Origin of the sequence: Croceicoccus sp. Ery15 (genome assembly GCF_020985305.1) — a bacterium.
Classification (GTDB): domain Bacteria; phylum Pseudomonadota; class Alphaproteobacteria; order Sphingomonadales; family Sphingomonadaceae; genus Croceicoccus.
Genome location: NZ_CP087588.1, coordinates 418,031 through 432,115 on the forward strand (window position 1 = coordinate 418,031; position 14,085 = coordinate 432,115).

General features: G+C 62.0%; 16 protein-coding genes. 14 read left to right on the forward strand and 2 right to left on the reverse strand.

Going from position 1 to position 14,085, the window contains the following annotated elements:
• Positions 1 to 2 precede the first annotated feature (2 nt).
• Entirely contained in the window at positions 3 to 1,271 is a 1,269-nt protein-coding gene (locus tag LOZ77_RS02190; RefSeq protein ID WP_230280582.1) for a sulfotransferase, read from the reverse strand.
• Between the two features lie 133 nt (positions 1,272 to 1,404).
• Between LOZ77_RS02190 and LOZ77_RS02195 the strand changes: the two genes are divergently transcribed.
• The 11 genes from LOZ77_RS02195 to LOZ77_RS02245 are packed head-to-tail and all read left to right on the forward strand — an operon-like array spanning position 1,405 to position 10,127.
• Positions 1,405 to 2,190, forward strand: a complete 786-nt coding sequence (locus LOZ77_RS02195; protein ID WP_230280583.1) for an SDR family NAD(P)-dependent oxidoreductase — start codon at positions 1,405 to 1,407, stop codon at positions 2,188 to 2,190.
• A gap of 11 nt (positions 2,191 to 2,201) precedes the next feature.
• On the forward strand, positions 2,202 to 2,708 hold the full coding sequence (locus LOZ77_RS02200) for a VOC family protein (RefSeq protein WP_230280584.1): 507 nt from the start codon (positions 2,202 to 2,204) through the stop codon (positions 2,706 to 2,708).
• 2 nt (positions 2,709 to 2,710) lie between these two features.
• Complete coding sequence (locus LOZ77_RS02205; protein ID WP_230280585.1) at positions 2,711 to 3,493, forward strand: tyrosine-protein phosphatase; 783 nt, start codon at positions 2,711 to 2,713, stop codon at positions 3,491 to 3,493.
• Entirely contained in the window at positions 3,490 to 4,353 is an 864-nt protein-coding gene (locus tag LOZ77_RS02210) for an NAD(P)-dependent oxidoreductase (RefSeq protein WP_230280586.1), read from the forward strand. Before LOZ77_RS02205 ends, LOZ77_RS02210 begins: the two co-directional genes overlap by 4 nt.
• A gap of 30 nt (positions 4,354 to 4,383) precedes the next feature.
• Entirely contained in the window at positions 4,384 to 4,767 is a 384-nt protein-coding gene (locus LOZ77_RS02215) for a carboxymuconolactone decarboxylase family protein (RefSeq protein WP_230280587.1), read from the forward strand.
• 6 nt (positions 4,768 to 4,773) lie between these two features.
• The gene (locus LOZ77_RS02220; RefSeq protein ID WP_230280588.1) at positions 4,774 to 5,598 is read left to right on the forward strand and encodes an SDR family oxidoreductase; all 825 of its coding nucleotides are present in this window, start codon (positions 4,774 to 4,776) and stop codon (positions 5,596 to 5,598) included.
• Between the two features lie 4 nt (positions 5,599 to 5,602).
• On the forward strand, positions 5,603 to 6,406 hold the full coding sequence (locus LOZ77_RS02225) for an SDR family NAD(P)-dependent oxidoreductase (protein WP_230280589.1): 804 nt from the start codon (positions 5,603 to 5,605) through the stop codon (positions 6,404 to 6,406).
• A complete protein-coding gene (locus LOZ77_RS02230) occupies positions 6,403 to 7,572 on the forward strand; it encodes a sulfotransferase (protein WP_230280590.1) in 1,170 nt (389 codons plus the stop codon). The genes LOZ77_RS02225 and LOZ77_RS02230 overlap by 4 nt, the downstream gene beginning before the upstream one ends.
• A complete protein-coding gene (locus LOZ77_RS02235) occupies positions 7,569 to 8,345 on the forward strand; it encodes an SDR family NAD(P)-dependent oxidoreductase (protein WP_230280591.1) in 777 nt (258 codons plus the stop codon). The genes LOZ77_RS02230 and LOZ77_RS02235 overlap by 4 nt, the downstream gene beginning before the upstream one ends.
• Positions 8,342 to 9,595, forward strand: a complete 1,254-nt coding sequence (locus LOZ77_RS02240) for a hypothetical protein (RefSeq protein ID WP_230280592.1) — start codon at positions 8,342 to 8,344, stop codon at positions 9,593 to 9,595. Before LOZ77_RS02235 ends, LOZ77_RS02240 begins: the two co-directional genes overlap by 4 nt.
• The gene (locus tag LOZ77_RS02245; RefSeq protein WP_230280593.1) at positions 9,585 to 10,127 is read left to right on the forward strand and encodes a VOC family protein; all 543 of its coding nucleotides are present in this window, start codon (positions 9,585 to 9,587) and stop codon (positions 10,125 to 10,127) included. The genes LOZ77_RS02240 and LOZ77_RS02245 overlap by 11 nt, the downstream gene beginning before the upstream one ends.
• On the opposite strand, the gene LOZ77_RS02250 is transcribed toward LOZ77_RS02245, so the two are convergent.
• Positions 10,124 to 10,939: an SDR family NAD(P)-dependent oxidoreductase gene (locus LOZ77_RS02250; RefSeq protein WP_230280594.1), complete on the reverse strand. Its 816-nt coding sequence runs from the start codon at positions 10,937 to 10,939 to the stop codon at positions 10,124 to 10,126. The genes LOZ77_RS02245 and LOZ77_RS02250 overlap by 4 nt on opposite strands.
• A gap of 120 nt (positions 10,940 to 11,059) precedes the next feature.
• Here LOZ77_RS02250 and LOZ77_RS02255 point away from each other — a divergent pair, with 120 nt between their 5' ends.
• The 3 genes from LOZ77_RS02255 to LOZ77_RS02265 all read left to right on the forward strand — a co-directional run bounded on the left by LOZ77_RS02255 (position 11,060) and on the right by LOZ77_RS02265 (position 14,072).
• Positions 11,060 to 11,830 (forward strand): hypothetical protein, encoded by a 771-nt coding sequence (locus LOZ77_RS02255; RefSeq protein WP_230280595.1) that lies wholly within the window; start codon positions 11,060 to 11,062, stop codon positions 11,828 to 11,830.
• Positions 11,827 to 13,152 carry an MFS transporter gene (locus LOZ77_RS02260; RefSeq protein WP_230280596.1) on the forward strand — a complete coding sequence of 442 codons (1,326 nt, stop codon included), beginning with the start codon at positions 11,827 to 11,829 and terminating at the stop codon, positions 13,150 to 13,152. The genes LOZ77_RS02255 and LOZ77_RS02260 overlap by 4 nt, the downstream gene beginning before the upstream one ends.
• A 173-nt stretch (positions 13,153 to 13,325) precedes the next feature.
• On the forward strand, positions 13,326 to 14,072 hold the full coding sequence (locus LOZ77_RS02265; RefSeq protein WP_230280597.1) for an electron transfer flavoprotein subunit beta/FixA family protein: 747 nt from the start codon (positions 13,326 to 13,328) through the stop codon (positions 14,070 to 14,072).
• The last annotated feature ends 13 nt before the right edge of the window (positions 14,073 to 14,085 follow it).

Here is a 14,085-nt window from a genome sequence, read left to right on the forward strand (position 1 = left end):
GATTATCTGACTTCGACTTCGACCGGGAAGCGGTCGAAATAAAACTGGAAATGCTGGCGGATATCCCCGGCCGTCAGGCCGAAATCGCCTTCAAGGTCGAATTTCACCTTGCCGTTGACGGCCGGATCGTGATCCCGGTGATACTGGTGCAGGGCCTGCAAGGTATCCTCGTCGAGCGGCAGGTCCGCCTTGGCATAGATCTGCCTTAGGATCGGGTCGGGGTTCTTGATCCATTCGTGGAAATAGACGTCGATCGCCTGGTCTTCCGGCAGGCAATCGCGATCGCGCACGCAGCGCGACAACAGCGTCTTGTACCGGTCGATCCAATAGCCCTTGGGCTCCTCCGGGTCGCTTTTCGTGCGGAGCACGCGCGAAGCATAAAGCGCCATCGACAGTGTCGAGCGGATCGAACCCACCGGATCGCGGTGCGTGATCACGAAGGTCGCGTCCGGAAAGGTTCTGTACAGAACGGGGAGCTGTTCCATGTGCTGAGGGCATTTGATCACCCAGCGATTCGGCCCCTTCAGGAAGGTCAGAACCTGCAGCCCCTTCTTCAGATAGGCATAGGTGCCGCTCTGGTCGTGGCTGAGGTAATAGTCGCGCCACCTTGGAACATAGGCCAGCCATTCGATCAGGTAGGATGAGAAATCGAGGGCCTGCAGTTCGATATCCTCGCTGATATGATCGGGCGAGAATTCGTGCATGTAGCGCATCATCGGCAGGACCGCGTCCTGCTGTTCCCACCCGGCCTGCGCCTTGGTCCAGCGGGGATTGGGATCGCTTTCCGTCGGTGCGTCCTCGGCGGTCGGGACGGGCGCGATGGCTTCCCACCAAGGGAGCGAGCGAAGCCGCGTGTCGGCAGAGAGCAGGCCTAGTAGATGGGTGGTGCCCGAACGCGGCGGGCCGCCGACGATAATCGGGCGGTCGATTTCGATGTCGAGGATTTCGGGGTGGCGTTTGCACAGGTCCTCTACCCGCAGGCGGGTCGCGGCGTAGCGCACAAACATCGGCCACAGACCGGCGCGGCCCACCGGCGAGAGGAATTCGTCTTCCTCCACGCATTCGCACCACAAATCCAGCCTTTCGACGAAGTCCATCTCGCCAAAGTCGCTCAGGCCGGTTTGGGCCTTCGCGGCTTCGAGGATCGCTTTCGACGAAAAGTCGAAGTTGACTTGTGCAGCGGCTTTCAGCGCAGCCTTTTGCGCCTCGTCGAGCACGGGAGCGCGCATGTCGCCAACTCTAAAAACCGGGCCGTTTTGCTTCTGCGCCATAATCGCTCTCCCTTGTGAATGCCCGCGTTTGCGCATCCGTAAAAGCGGGACGACCGGAACTTTGCCCTACCGAAAGATATGCGGCGCATCCGGCAACAGCAGTTAGGTCGGTCGCGGAGAGGATGCTGGCGACATGACGGAAAACTTGTTCGACCTGACCGGGAAAGTAGCGCTGGTTACGGGCGCCAATTCAGGCCTTGGCTTTGCCTTTGCCGAAGGGATGGCGCGTGCGGGCAGCGATCTCGTCATCTGGGGAAGGCGCAAGGATGCCAACGACAAGGCGGCAGAAAAGCTGCGAACCTTTGGCGTCAAGGTGCATTCCGCCGAAGTGGACGTCACCGACGAAGCGCAGATCGTGGCCGGCGTAGCCGATGCGCTTGAGGCGATGGGCCGGATCGACACGGTGGTCGCCAATGCGGGCATTGCCAATCCGGTCCCGTTTATCGACATGGATGCCGATAGCTATAACGCGTTGATGAACGTCAACCAGCACGGTGTGGTGTTCACCTTGCGCGAAGTGGCCAGGCACATGGTAGCCCGCGCCGAGGCGGGCGATCCCGGCGGGTCCATGATCCTGTGCGGCAGCGGATCGATTTTCCAGGGCGTGCCGACGCTGGTGCATTACGGAGCGGCCAAGGGCGCTCTTGCGGGGCTGGCGAAGGGGCTGGCCGCGGAACTGGGCCCCCATGGCATTCGCTGCAACGTGATCGCGCCCGGTTTCATCATCACCGAAATGACCATGAAGGACCCCGAGATCGGCCAGATGATCGCCGATGGCGTAGCGGCCCGTGCCCCGCTCGGCCGCGCGGGAATGCCCGACGATCTGTGGGGCGCGGCGGTTTATCTCGCCAGCGATCTGTCCCGCTATCACACCGGCGATACGCTGGTGGTCGACGGCGGGAAAATGATCAACAACTAGGAGCGCAGATCATGTTTTCACGGCCCGGGGCAAGGCATAGCCAGAACGCCTATGTGACCAGCGATCTCGATCGCGGGATGGCCATCTGGCGCGACGAATTTGGCGTTTCCCGCTTTCACGTGTTCGAAAACGATGCGCCCGGACTGGTCTCCTCGCCAGAGTACCGGATGAAAATCGCGCTGGCCAATGTGGGCGGGGTCGAGATCGAACTTATCGAGCCTTTGCCCGGACAGGCGCCGCTTCATGCAGAGGTGCTACCCACGGACGGCAGCTTTGCCATGCGTTTTCATCACGCGGCCTTGCGGATCGACGGCGATCTGAGCGATTTCGAAGCCTATATGGCTTCGCTCGATCCGGCGACGCATCCCGTGGTGTGGCGCGGAGAGCTGGGCGATGTGATGCGCTATGCCTATACCGACGAACGGGCGACACTGGGCCATTATCTGGAACATGTCTGGTTCGACCCGGCCATGTATGAACAGATGGCTGCGGCCATTCCGGTCTATCCGGCGCCGTGACGATGGATCTGGCTAATCTCAATTTCCGCGACCTGGGCGGTATACGCACGGATGGCGGTGCCGTTCGCGGCGGGGCACTCTTTCGCGCCGAAGGTCCGGCCAATTTGTTGCCGCAACATCATGCACAGCTCAAATCGCTGGGGATCGGATATATCTTCGACCTGCGCTCTAGGCAGGAGCGAGAGACGCATCCGCATGATTGGCAGGACGCGAACTGCCGCTGGCTGGGACTGGACGTGAATGCCGACCTGCGCGTTTTCGGAAACGATGGACGCGAAAGGCTGAGCCTTGGCGGTGATGAGCGGCTGGCCATCGACATCATGAGCGAGACATACCGGGAAATTCCCGATGCACTTGCGCCGCATTGGAAAACCGTGGGCGATTGCCTGCTGGAGGGCAAGCCGGCAATAGTGAACTGCACTGCGGGCAAGGATCGCACGGGCGTCGCGGTTGCCATACTGCTGGAAATGCTGGGGGCATCGCGGGACGAAATCATGCGGGACTATCATCGGTCCGTTGTGTTCGGCCAGAATCTTCGGCGCGGCGGGACGCTGGAAAGCGATATCCGGGCCAGCTTCGGTTTCATGCCAAGCGCCGAACAGGTGGATGCGCTGATAGGCGTCCGAAACGAATATCTGCAGGCTGCGTGGGAGCGGATCGAGAACAGTCACAAGACTGTACCGCACTATCTGGCGGATGCGGGGCTGGAAGAAGCAACACAATCTGAGCTGCGGCGCCTTTTCGTGATCCGCGACCACGCCGAGACAATTCAAGGAGAACAATGATGAAGAGCGGTGGTGTAATCGGCCTTGGCGGCATTGGCGGCGGGGTTGCGCAATGCCTCCAGCGATCCGGCCAGCTTTCCGCTATCTATGACGTGGTTGCCAAAGCAGCAGAAAAAATTCCCGGAGCGCCCCCGATGTCGGCGACACCGAGGGACCTGGCGGCAGCGTCGGATTGCGTGCTGATCGCCGTTCTGAATGGCGCACAGACGATCGCCGTGCTGTCGGGGCCCGACGGCGTGCTCGCAGCCAACAAGGCCGGGCAGACGGTGATCCTGTTGTCCACCATTTCGATGATGGAACTGGAAACCGCGCAAAAGCTGTGCGCCGAAGCGGGCGTGACCCTGATCGACTGCGGGGTGACTAACGGCCCGAAATCGGGTGAAAATGGCCTTATCTGTCTTGCGGGTGGTTCTGACGAGGACATGGCGAAGGCAAAGCCCATTTTCGACGGATTTGCCGGACAGGTCATTCACATGGGCGGCCCGGGCGCCGGCATGGCCGCAAAGATCGCCCGCAACGCCACCTATTTCGGCTGCATGCGTGCCGGTTACGAAGGCGCTGTGATCGCGCGGAACTATGGCGTCGATCTGGACCAGCTGCGCATGGCTCTGTCGGGCGATCCGAATTCGGGAGGCGGATTGGAAGGCGCGCTTGCCATGATGGTGCGCCCTGATCCTGCAGGAAACGAACAGGAATACGGTCTGCGCAATTACTTCAAGGGACTGATGATCAAGGATCTTGAAGTCGCCATCGAAGAGGCGGCGAGATTTGGCGTGCGGCTGCCGATGATCGAGCTGATCCGCGATAACGCCGATTCCACCTCTGGCCTGGAATACCCCAAAGGCCAGCCGATCGCCTGAGCGACGCCACCAGACAAACGAGGAATGACAATGAGCGACAATGCCTGGGAAAATGGACTGAAAGTCTTCGACGCCGTCTATGGCGAGGGCTTTTCAGCGATGATGAAGGGGCGGGAGAACGACCGCTTCAACCGCGAGATCGTCGAGAACCAGTTCGGCAATCTGTGGGCCGATGATGCCCTCTCCATCAGGGAAAAACGCCTCATGGTGCTTGGCGCCACGACCATGCTGGGCAGACAGGACCTGATCGAGATCCAGATGATGGGTGCACTGGCGAACGATGAATTTACCGAGGAGGAGCTGGCGCTGATCCCCCATTTCCTGCTTTTCTATGCCGGTGCCGGGAATTGCACCGCGCTGATCCGCGGGATCGAGGCCGCCAAGGCCCGCTTCGCCGAAATGAACGGGGGCTGAGACGCCATGCGCGACCTTCCGCAACGTCCGATCGACAAAACCGCCTTCCTCGAACGCTACGGCCCTTGGGCCGTTATTGCAGGGGCATCCGAAGGAACCGGGGAATGCTATGCGCGGCAACTGGCCGCCATGGGCATGAATCTTGTGCTGGTCTCCCGCAGGCAGGAAGCGCTTGAAGGGCTAGGCAGGGACCTGGCAGCGGAATTCGGGATCGGATACCGGGCCTGCGCGCAGGACCTGACCGAAGACCAGGCGGGATCGAAGATTGTCGAGGCCGCGTCGGACCTGGACATCGGGCTGTATATTTCAAACGCCGGTGCGGACGGTTTTTCGGCCTTTTTCGAAGACAGTACCGAAGCAGCACATCGTCTGGTCCGGATGAACATCACGACTCTGATCGATGCCGCCAACGGTTTCGGCAAGCGCTTCCTGAAGCGGGGCAAGGGCGGCATTATCGTAATGGCGTCGGGCGCGGGGCTGGGCGGTCAGCCCAATCTGGTGATGTATGCTGCCACCAAGGCGTTTGAGATCAATTTCGCAGAGTCGCTCTGGGCAGAATATCACGAACGGGGCATCGACGTGATCGGCATTGCCGCCCCGATCATGCGCACTCCGACATTGCTGCGAATTGTTCCTGCAGATTTCGACACATCACGTGCATTCGATCCTGCCGACGTGACCAATAACGCGCTGGCCGGATTGCTGGCCGGGGAACCGGTGCAGATCATCCCCGACGGTCCCGGCGCCGAAAAGCTTCCGCAGGTAGAGGCCGACCGCAGGCAGCGGCTGATCGGATTCGTCGAATTCAATAAAAGCTTTACGAGAGGATAGCGGGATGCGCAGGCTTGAGGGCAAGGTCGCCATCGTCACGGGCGGCGGCGGCGGTATCGGTTCGGCTGTCGCCCGGCGGATCGTGGATGAAGGCGGGCGGGTCGTCATCGCCGACCTGTTCGAGGATAGCGCAAGGGCGGCCGCGCAGCCGCTGGGCAATGCCGCGCTTGCAGTGCAGTTCGACGCATCCGATCCGGCATCCATCGAAGCGATGGTGACCGCTGGGGCCGATCATTTCGGCGGGATCGATATCCTTCACAACAATGCCGCCATGACCGATCCGGCGAAGCATCCGCTGGACACCACGCCGGTCGATATTCCGATCGAGATCTGGGACGAGATCATCGACATCAACCTGCGCGGCTATCTGCTGGGCTGCAAATATACGATCCCGCACATGATCGCGCGCGGCGGCGGATCGATCGTCAATACCGCGTCCAACAGCGGTATCGCGGGCGACCTTGCCCGGGTCGCCTATGGCGCGTCGAAAGGCGGCATCATCACGCTGTCGAAATATGTCGCCACCCAATACGGCAAGCAGAACATCCGCTGCAATTCGATCTCGCCCGGCGTTGTCCTGACGCCAGCGCTTGAGGCCACGGTCCCGGGCCTTAAGGAAGTGATCCAGCGCCACATACTGACGCCGGAATTCGGCACGTCGGACGATATCGCCGCGCTGGTCGCCTTTCTCGCTTCGGACGAAAGTCGCTATATCACCGGCGAGAACATCTCGATTTCGGGAGGGGGCCTGTCCCATCAGCCGCATTACGCCGACCTGCTGGCCATGATGGAACAGCAATTGTCATGACCGAACCGCTGAGCGTAGCCGGACTGGAAACCGCCGCTCGCGATGCCACGGGGCTGACCGACTTCGGGCCGGATACGGGGTGGCGCGAAGGGTTCGAAAGACTGGTCGCGGCGGTGGAGGCGATGGGCCCGAACGACCAGCTGCGCCGTCTGGCGACCCATAATATCGTAGGCCAGCTTTCCACGCGGCTTCGGTTTGTTGAGGATGATCGCAACCATCCGGAAATCGCGCAGCAGGATGTCGGCGATCCGCTGATCGTGATCGGCCTTCCGCGCACCGGAACCACTATCACCTATGACCTCTTGTGCCTTGACCCAGAAGCCCGGGCACCGCGCGAATGGGAATGGTATTTACCATGGCCGCCGACCGAGGCAGCGACGTTCGACAGCGATCCGCGCATTGCGCAGGTCACCGCCATGTACGACAAATGGCTTAAGCATGCGCCGCAACTGCTCGACATTCAGCGGTTCGATTGCACCCAGCCGGGCGAATGCAATCACGGGATGCAATATCACTTTGCCAGCACCAATTTCCCCGCGGAACTGGGCGTGCCCGACTATGCCGACTGGCTGCGCACGAATGAGGTGCCCGGCCAGTATGTATCGCACAAGCGGCTGCTGCAGAACTTCCAGTGGAAGGGGCCGCAAGGGCGCTGGACGCTGAAATCGCCGCAGCATCTGTTCGACCTGCCTGCGCTGCTGGAGGCCTATCCGGGCGCGATGCTGGTATGGACGCACCGGGATCCTGCGCTGACATTCTCATCGCTCTCAAGCTTCATTGCCGGGTTCCTCGCGGCGTTCGGCGGCGACAAGGACAAGGCCGCCATCGGGCGCGACGTGGTGGAAACGTGGATCGCGGGCATGAACCGCGCCCTGTCCGCGCGTGCGGACCCCAAGATCGACGAGCGGATCATCGATCTGGCGCACAAGGATGTGGTGGCCGACCCGAAAGGGACGATCCGGCGCATCTACGACCGTTTCGGCCTGCGCTTTTCCGACGAACATGCCGCCCGGATCGACCGGTTCCTGGCCGACAATCCTGCCGCCAAGCGCATGGGCAAGCACAAGCATACGCCCGAACAATACGAAATAGACGTGGCGGAAGTGCGCGCCCGCATGACGGAATATTACGACCGCTTCGGCCATCTTCTGGAGAGACCATCATGAGCGTACTCGATCGCTTTCGCCTCGACGGAAAAACCGCCATCCTGACCGGCGTCGGCCCCGGCGTGGGCGAGCATGTTGCGAAGGCCTACGCCGAACTTGGCGCCAATGTCGTCATCTCCGCACGTTCGCAGGACAGGCTGGACCGGATCGCGGCAGAGATCAACGCGGCGGACGGCGGACGGGCACTGGCCGTGGCCACCGATGCGGGCAAGCGCGAAGACCTCGTCAATCTGGTCGCAAAGGCGCGCGATGCGTTCGGACCGATCTACATCATCTTCAATAATGCGGCGGCAGGCGTGGTCTATGCCCAAGACGGCGGCCTCTGGGCGAATACCGACGAGGTGTGGAAGACCGCGATTGACGTGAACGTCATGGCCACCTGGCGCCTTGCGGAGATGACCACCGCCGAGATGGAGGCCCACGGCAAGGGCGCAATCATCTCAGTCCAGAGTTGCGGGGGCTTCACGCCAATTCCACCGGCAGTCGCCTATGGCGTCAGCAAGGCGGCGCTGTCCTTCCTGACCAGATCACTGGCCAAGGCGCTGGCGCCGCACACGCGCGTCAACGCGCTGTGCGTCGGTTCGATGAGCCCGGACGGGCAGGAGGCCGATATCCACAAGGGGCTGGGCCTTGCAGAGCGTAACGCCATCAAGCGGTTCGGCGCGGCGGACGAGGCGGTTGGCGCCGCTATCCTGCTGGCCAGCGATGCATCGAGCTATACCACCGGCAGCACCGTGTTCGTCGAAGGCGGCCGCGTGGGCACCATCTCATGACTAATCCGCTCTACACCCAAGAGCAGGAGCGCGCGGAAATTCTGGCGCTCCGCCTGATCGAACGCCCTGACGTCAGGGCGGCGCGCGAAGCGGCGCGGCGCGACATGCTGAACGATCCTGCCGCCCGCTCGACGGACGGCAATCTGGGTCTGGACCGGGCGCTGGATCAATGGGTTCTGGCGCTGGCCATGCGCGAAGCGAATGGCGATACGGCGTCGCCGGTCGTTACCTGGAACGTGTCCAATCCCCCGAGGCGATGGTTCGGCCATGTCTATCACGGTGCGGCGGTCGCGGTGGACAATCCCGATAATTTCAATCGCGAAATCCCGATCGACGGGGAAGGGAGCTATCGCATCGACCTGCGCTTTTCCGCCGACCCACCGCAATTCAGCGTAGTGATCGAGATGGAGCCGGAACATCACGCCGGGCTGGGCGATAATATCGGTGCACTGACGTTGCAGGACCTGCTGCCGCATTGCGATCGCGACCGCCGCGTCTCGGTAACCGTGGGGCCGCAAGCGGGCGGGCCGCTTCACCTGCAATCCCGTCCCGGCCGCATCCAGATCTACACGCGCGACAGCCAGTGTGACTGGAACCAGTTGCCTGCAGAAGTCTCTGTCACCCGTCTCGACCTGCCGCCCGACTGGTCGCCGCGCAGCGAGGACGAGATCGCCGCCGCAATCGTCGCCGCCATGCCCGCATGGGTGCGCTTCTGGCGCGGTTTCAAGGACAGCTTCCTCGGCTTTCCCGCGCCCAACGGGCTGGTCGGCCCTAACGGGCGCGACGGCAATTGGGGTTATCTAGCAGGCGGACGGTTCGCGCTGAAGGATGACGAAGCGCTGCTGGTCACGCTCGACCCAGCGGGCAGCTATTACACCGGCTTCCAGATCACCGATCCGTGGACCATCGCGCCCGATCCGATGCTGCGGCTTGCCAGCCTCAACAAGGGGCAGGTGGTGCCCAATGCCGATGGGACGGTGACCTATGCGATTGCGCTGGCCGATCCCGGCGTCGCGAACTGGATCGATACCTGCGGGCTGCATGAAGGCTGGATGCTGACACGGTGGCAGGGCGTGCCGGCAGATGTCGATCTGGGGCAGATGATCCGCGAGGTGCGGCTGACGACGGTCGGGAATATTCCGGCCAGGGTGCCCACGATCGACCTTGCCGGTCGCAGGGCGCAGATCGCTACGCGCGCGCATGATTTTGCACGGCGCACCAGCATGGAGGGATGGAGCGATGCAGCCTGAAGGATCGATCGTCGAATTGTGCCATGTCGTCAGGGACATCGATGCCGCGCTGGAGCACTGGACACGCGACCTGGGTGCGGGGCCATTCTTCGTAATCGACGTGCCGGTCATGCCCGGCCAGCAATATTACGGAGAACCGACCGAGGTTTCGATGCGGGTGGGGTTCGGATTTTCCGGCGGCGTCCTGATCGAACTGCTCCAGCAGACCAACGATGGCGCCTCACCCTTCCGCGATTTCCTGCAGGCACGGGGCGAAGGATTGCATCACATCATGCCGCGCGCCGACTATGACACCGCCCATGCGCGCCTGTCGGCAGCAGGCTTCAAGGTCGCCTATAGCGGCACGATGCTATCGGGAGAGCGTTTCTGCCTGTTCGATACTTTTGCATCGCACGGCTATTATACCGAGCTGATGGAAATGTCCGAAGCCATGCTGGGCAGTCTGGCGCTGATGGAAAAGGCCCATGCCGGATGGGATGGGCAGACGGACCCCGTGCGCGGCATGGACCGGCTGGCCGAACTGGCCGGTTAAAGCTTGCCGCCACCCATTTCCGCGAACATCTTCTGAAAGTCGGCATAGCTTGGCTGATGCGCGGTGACGCCGCCATCGACCGGAATTGCGGCACCGGTAATGAATTCGCTCTCGTCGCTGGCTAAAAATGCCACGAGATTGGCCACATCCTCGGGCTGGCCAAGCCGCGGGGTAAGATGGTGTGAAAGCAGGATGTCCTTCACCATCGGCGGCGTCGATTCCTGCGCAAGCGGTGTCAGGACAAAGCCGATCACCATGCAGTTCGAACGCACGCCCAGCTTGCCATACTGGGTCGCGATCATGCGATTGAGCTGGATCAGCGCGGCCTTGGACGAGCCATAGGCAGTCAGCGTCGCCTCGCCCTGCACGCCAAAGCCCGATGCGCTGTGAATGATCGATCCACGTCCATGCTCGATCATGCCGGGCAGGACATATTTGCTCATCAGCATCGCGCCCCGCACATTGACCGCCATCGCGCGGTCCCAAGCGACCACGTCGAGGTTCAGGACATCGAGATCGGCCTGCCGCTGTGCATCATTCTGAATGGCGGCATTGTTGTGCAAAATATCGATACGGCCAAGATCCGCGGTAACCTGTTCGGCGAATGCGCGAATTGAATTCTCGTCGGTCAGGTCCAGCGGCAGAGATGTTGCGCCTGGAATATCCTGCGCTGCGACCGCCGCCGCTTCGACATCGATATCGCCAAGCACCACTTTTGCGCCTTCTTGCGCGAGCCGCCTTGCGGACGCCGCACCGATACCGCCTGCGGCACCCGTCACGATTGCAATCCTGTTTTCCAGCCGTCCAGCCATGGGTTCTCCTTTTCAGCCAGCATAAGCAATGGAAGTGCGGGTTTCACAACCTGTCGCAGGACAGGTTGCGAGAGTTTTTCGCGCCGACATCCTGTTTGCACAAGGCGGGAGAGGCTTTTCATGGAATCGACGATTACACCCATGCCGGTGATGCCGGCCCCTGAACCGGCGGGTGCCATATTTCTGATCGGCACCTGTGTCATCCTTGCCGCGATCCTGGCGTGGTGGGCGCTCGGCTCCGAACGGCCCAAACGGGGCTGGGTCCTGCCCCTTGTTTTCGCCGGAACCGCGCTTTCGGCCGTGATGATCGAGCCGATCTACGATAACACGCTGCTCTATTGGTATCCTGCGGAAAACCCGCTGGCATTCTTCCGCGGCTATGAACGGACCATCCCCTGGTATGTACCGCTAGGCTATGCATGGTTCTTCGGAGGATCGGCCTATCTGGTATGGCGCGTAATCGAACGCGGGGCGCCCGTCGCCAGTGTCTGGAAGCTTTTCTTCGCGACCGCGGCGGTCGACTGGCTCGCCGTATCGATATGCGAGTGGATGGAATTGAGTGCATTCTACGGAAACCAGCCGTTCCATCTCTTCGGCTCGCCCATCTGGTTCTCGTTCTGCGATGCCACGGGCGGGTTCGTTCTGGGTGCCGCACTGGCAAAGCTGGTGCCGTACCTTGGCGGCATCAAGCGGCTGTGGCTGCTGATCCTGCCCAGTTTTACCTATGCCGCGACGCTCGGCTCCACTACCGCTCCTGTATCGCTGGCGCTCAATTCCGCCTGGTCGCCGGTCATGATTTGGATCGCTGGTGCCGCCACGATGGCAATGTGCATGGTGGCCATCCATGTCATCGCCCAGATGGCCCGGTTGCGACAGGAAGCGGTGCTGTGAGACGTTTCTCAGGTCGGGACTGGTGGTTTATCGGCCTTCTGGCCACGATCTACGCCTTCAACTTCATCGACCGTATGATCATTGCCGTGGTCGGAGAGCCGATCCGGCAGGAATTCGGGCTCAGCGATTTCCAACTCGGCATCATGGGCGGCGCGGCCTTTGCGCTGTTCTATGGCGGCATTGGCATTCCGATCGCGCGCCTTGCCGAGCGGGTCAATCGCATCGGCATCGTCGCGGCCGCGACTGCACTCTGGTCGTTGATGACGATGCTATCCGGCGCGGCCACAGGCTATGTCCAATTGTTGCTGGCGCGCATGGGTGTGGGTATCGGTGAGGCAGGGTTCACTCCGCCGGTCGTCTCCTTGATTGCAGACCGCTTTCCCCCTGAACGCCGCGCGACGGTTTTCTCGACGATTGCGGTGGGCGTGTCCGTCGGCGGCGCGATCGGCGTTCTTGGCGGGGGCTGGATCGCGCAAACCTATGGCTGGCGGTGGGCATTCGTCGCAGCGGGCGCCCCGGGCCTGTTGCTGGCACTGCTTCTCTGGCTGACGATCCGGGAGCCGGTCAGGCTCAACGCCGGGCAGGGCGCGCCGCCATTTGGGGCGGTCATTCGCCGCGTGGGCCGATCACGCGCATTCGTGGCATTCACCCTGGGCAGCGGCATGGTCGCCCTGGTAGGGTTCGGCCTAAATCTTTTCCTCATCCCGCTCCTCGTGCGCCGCTTCGGTTTCAACCTTGCAGAGGCGGCCTTGACGTTCGCATTCACCTTCAGCGCCGCCACCGCTTTGGGCGGAGTGACGGGCGGGCTGATTGCCGACCGGTTCGCGGCAGGGGCCCATCGGCGGTATGGATATCTGCCGATGCTGGCGACGATGCTGGCCATGCCGCTTTTCCTTGCTGCGATCTATCAGGACGAGTGGCGCATCATGGCGGTGCTACTGTTCGGCTCGACCTTCTGCCTCTATGCCTTTCTGCCCACGATCATGACCGTGACGCAAAGACTGGTAGAGCCGCGGATGCGGGCCACTGCCGCTGCCATCCATGCATTCGGGCAGACCGTCTTCGGGTTAGGCCTCGGCTCGGCGTTTCTGGGCTATATGAGCGATTTATTGGCAACCGCCCGATATGGCACGCGATATGCGCAGGAGTGTCTTGGCGGCGGCGCAAGCGCGTCGACAATCTGCGAAGAGGCGGCGGGTACGGGCTTGCAACAGGCACTTCTTTTGCTGGGCCTTTTCCTTTTGCTGGCGATCCTCTGCTATTGGCTGGCAGCGCGATCGATTGCCGGGGAAATCGCGATGATCGAGGGTGATGGAAGGTGAGTACCATCCCTGTAACGTCGGTGCGGGTGAGGTTCGACAGCTCACGGCAGGCTGGGGCCCGCACCACGATTTTCTCGTACGCCCGCGCTGATGCGGGCTGTGACGGAAAACATTGATCGCCCGCTGGAAGGCGGAGCCCTGCTCGCGAAGTTTTAGAACAAGGAAACCAAACCATGAAAGCGCTAGTGCCCGTAAAGCGGGTGATTGATTACAATGTGAAGCCGCGCGTGAAGGCGGATGGGTCGGGTGTTGATCTTGCGAATGTGAAGATGAGCATGAACCCGTTCGACGAGATCGCGGTGGAAGAGGCGATCCGTCTGAAGGAAGCGGGCAAGGTCGAAGAGATTATCGCGGTCAGCATCGGCCCTGCCAAGGCGCAGGAAACGCTGCGCACGGCGCTGGCGATGGGCGCGGATAGCGCGGTGCTGGTCGAGACGGATGAGGAGGTCGAGCCGCTGGCGGCGGCCAAGATCCTCAAGGCCGTGGCGGCAGAGGTCGAGCCCGGCCTGATCATCCTGGGCAAGCAGGCGATCGACGACGACAGCAACCAGACCGGCCAGATGCTGGCCGCGCTGATGGAACTGCCGCAGGGCACGTTCGCATCGAAGGTCGAGATGGACGGCGACCACGTGAAGGTAACGCGCGAAGTCGACGGCGGGCTCGAGACGGTGCGGCTGTCCACGCCTGCGATCATCACGACGGATCTGCGTTTGAACGAGCCGCGCTATGCGAGCCTGCCCAACATCATGAAGGCGAAGAAGAAGCCGCTCGAGACCAAGACTCCGGCTGATTACGGCGTCGATATCGCGCCGCGCCTCAAGACGCTGAACGTGTCCGAACCGCCGGTGCGTCAGGCTGGCGTGAAGGTCGCCGATGTCGACGAGCTGGTCGCCAAACTCAAAGCAATGGGCGTCGCCTGAGCGGATGCGAAGG

Coding starts and splice junctions, on each gene's coding strand:
- LOZ77_RS02190 (WP_230280582.1), bottom strand. CDS start 1,271: ATGGCGCAGAAGCAAAACGGCCCGGTTTTTAGAGTTGGCGACATGCGC.
- LOZ77_RS02195 (WP_230280583.1), top strand. CDS start 1,405: ATGACGGAAAACTTGTTCGACCTGACCGGGAAAGTAGCGCTGGTTACG.
- LOZ77_RS02200 (WP_230280584.1), top strand. CDS start 2,202: ATGTTTTCACGGCCCGGGGCAAGGCATAGCCAGAACGCCTATGTGACC.
- LOZ77_RS02205 (WP_230280585.1), top strand. CDS start 2,711: ATGGATCTGGCTAATCTCAATTTCCGCGACCTGGGCGGTATACGCACG.
- LOZ77_RS02210 (WP_230280586.1), top strand. CDS start 3,490: ATGATGAAGAGCGGTGGTGTAATCGGCCTTGGCGGCATTGGCGGCGGG.
- LOZ77_RS02215 (WP_230280587.1), top strand. CDS start 4,384: ATGAGCGACAATGCCTGGGAAAATGGACTGAAAGTCTTCGACGCCGTC.
- LOZ77_RS02220 (WP_230280588.1), top strand. CDS start 4,774: ATGCGCGACCTTCCGCAACGTCCGATCGACAAAACCGCCTTCCTCGAA.
- LOZ77_RS02225 (WP_230280589.1), top strand. CDS start 5,603: ATGCGCAGGCTTGAGGGCAAGGTCGCCATCGTCACGGGCGGCGGCGGC.
- LOZ77_RS02230 (WP_230280590.1), top strand. CDS start 6,403: ATGACCGAACCGCTGAGCGTAGCCGGACTGGAAACCGCCGCTCGCGAT.
- LOZ77_RS02235 (WP_230280591.1), top strand. CDS start 7,569: ATGAGCGTACTCGATCGCTTTCGCCTCGACGGAAAAACCGCCATCCTG.
- LOZ77_RS02240 (WP_230280592.1), top strand. CDS start 8,342: ATGACTAATCCGCTCTACACCCAAGAGCAGGAGCGCGCGGAAATTCTG.
- LOZ77_RS02245 (WP_230280593.1), top strand. CDS start 9,585: ATGCAGCCTGAAGGATCGATCGTCGAATTGTGCCATGTCGTCAGGGAC.
- LOZ77_RS02250 (WP_230280594.1), bottom strand. CDS start 10,939: ATGGCTGGACGGCTGGAAAACAGGATTGCAATCGTGACGGGTGCCGCA.
- LOZ77_RS02255 (WP_230280595.1), top strand. CDS start 11,060: ATGGAATCGACGATTACACCCATGCCGGTGATGCCGGCCCCTGAACCG.
- LOZ77_RS02265 (WP_230280597.1), top strand. CDS start 13,326: ATGAAAGCGCTAGTGCCCGTAAAGCGGGTGATTGATTACAATGTGAAG.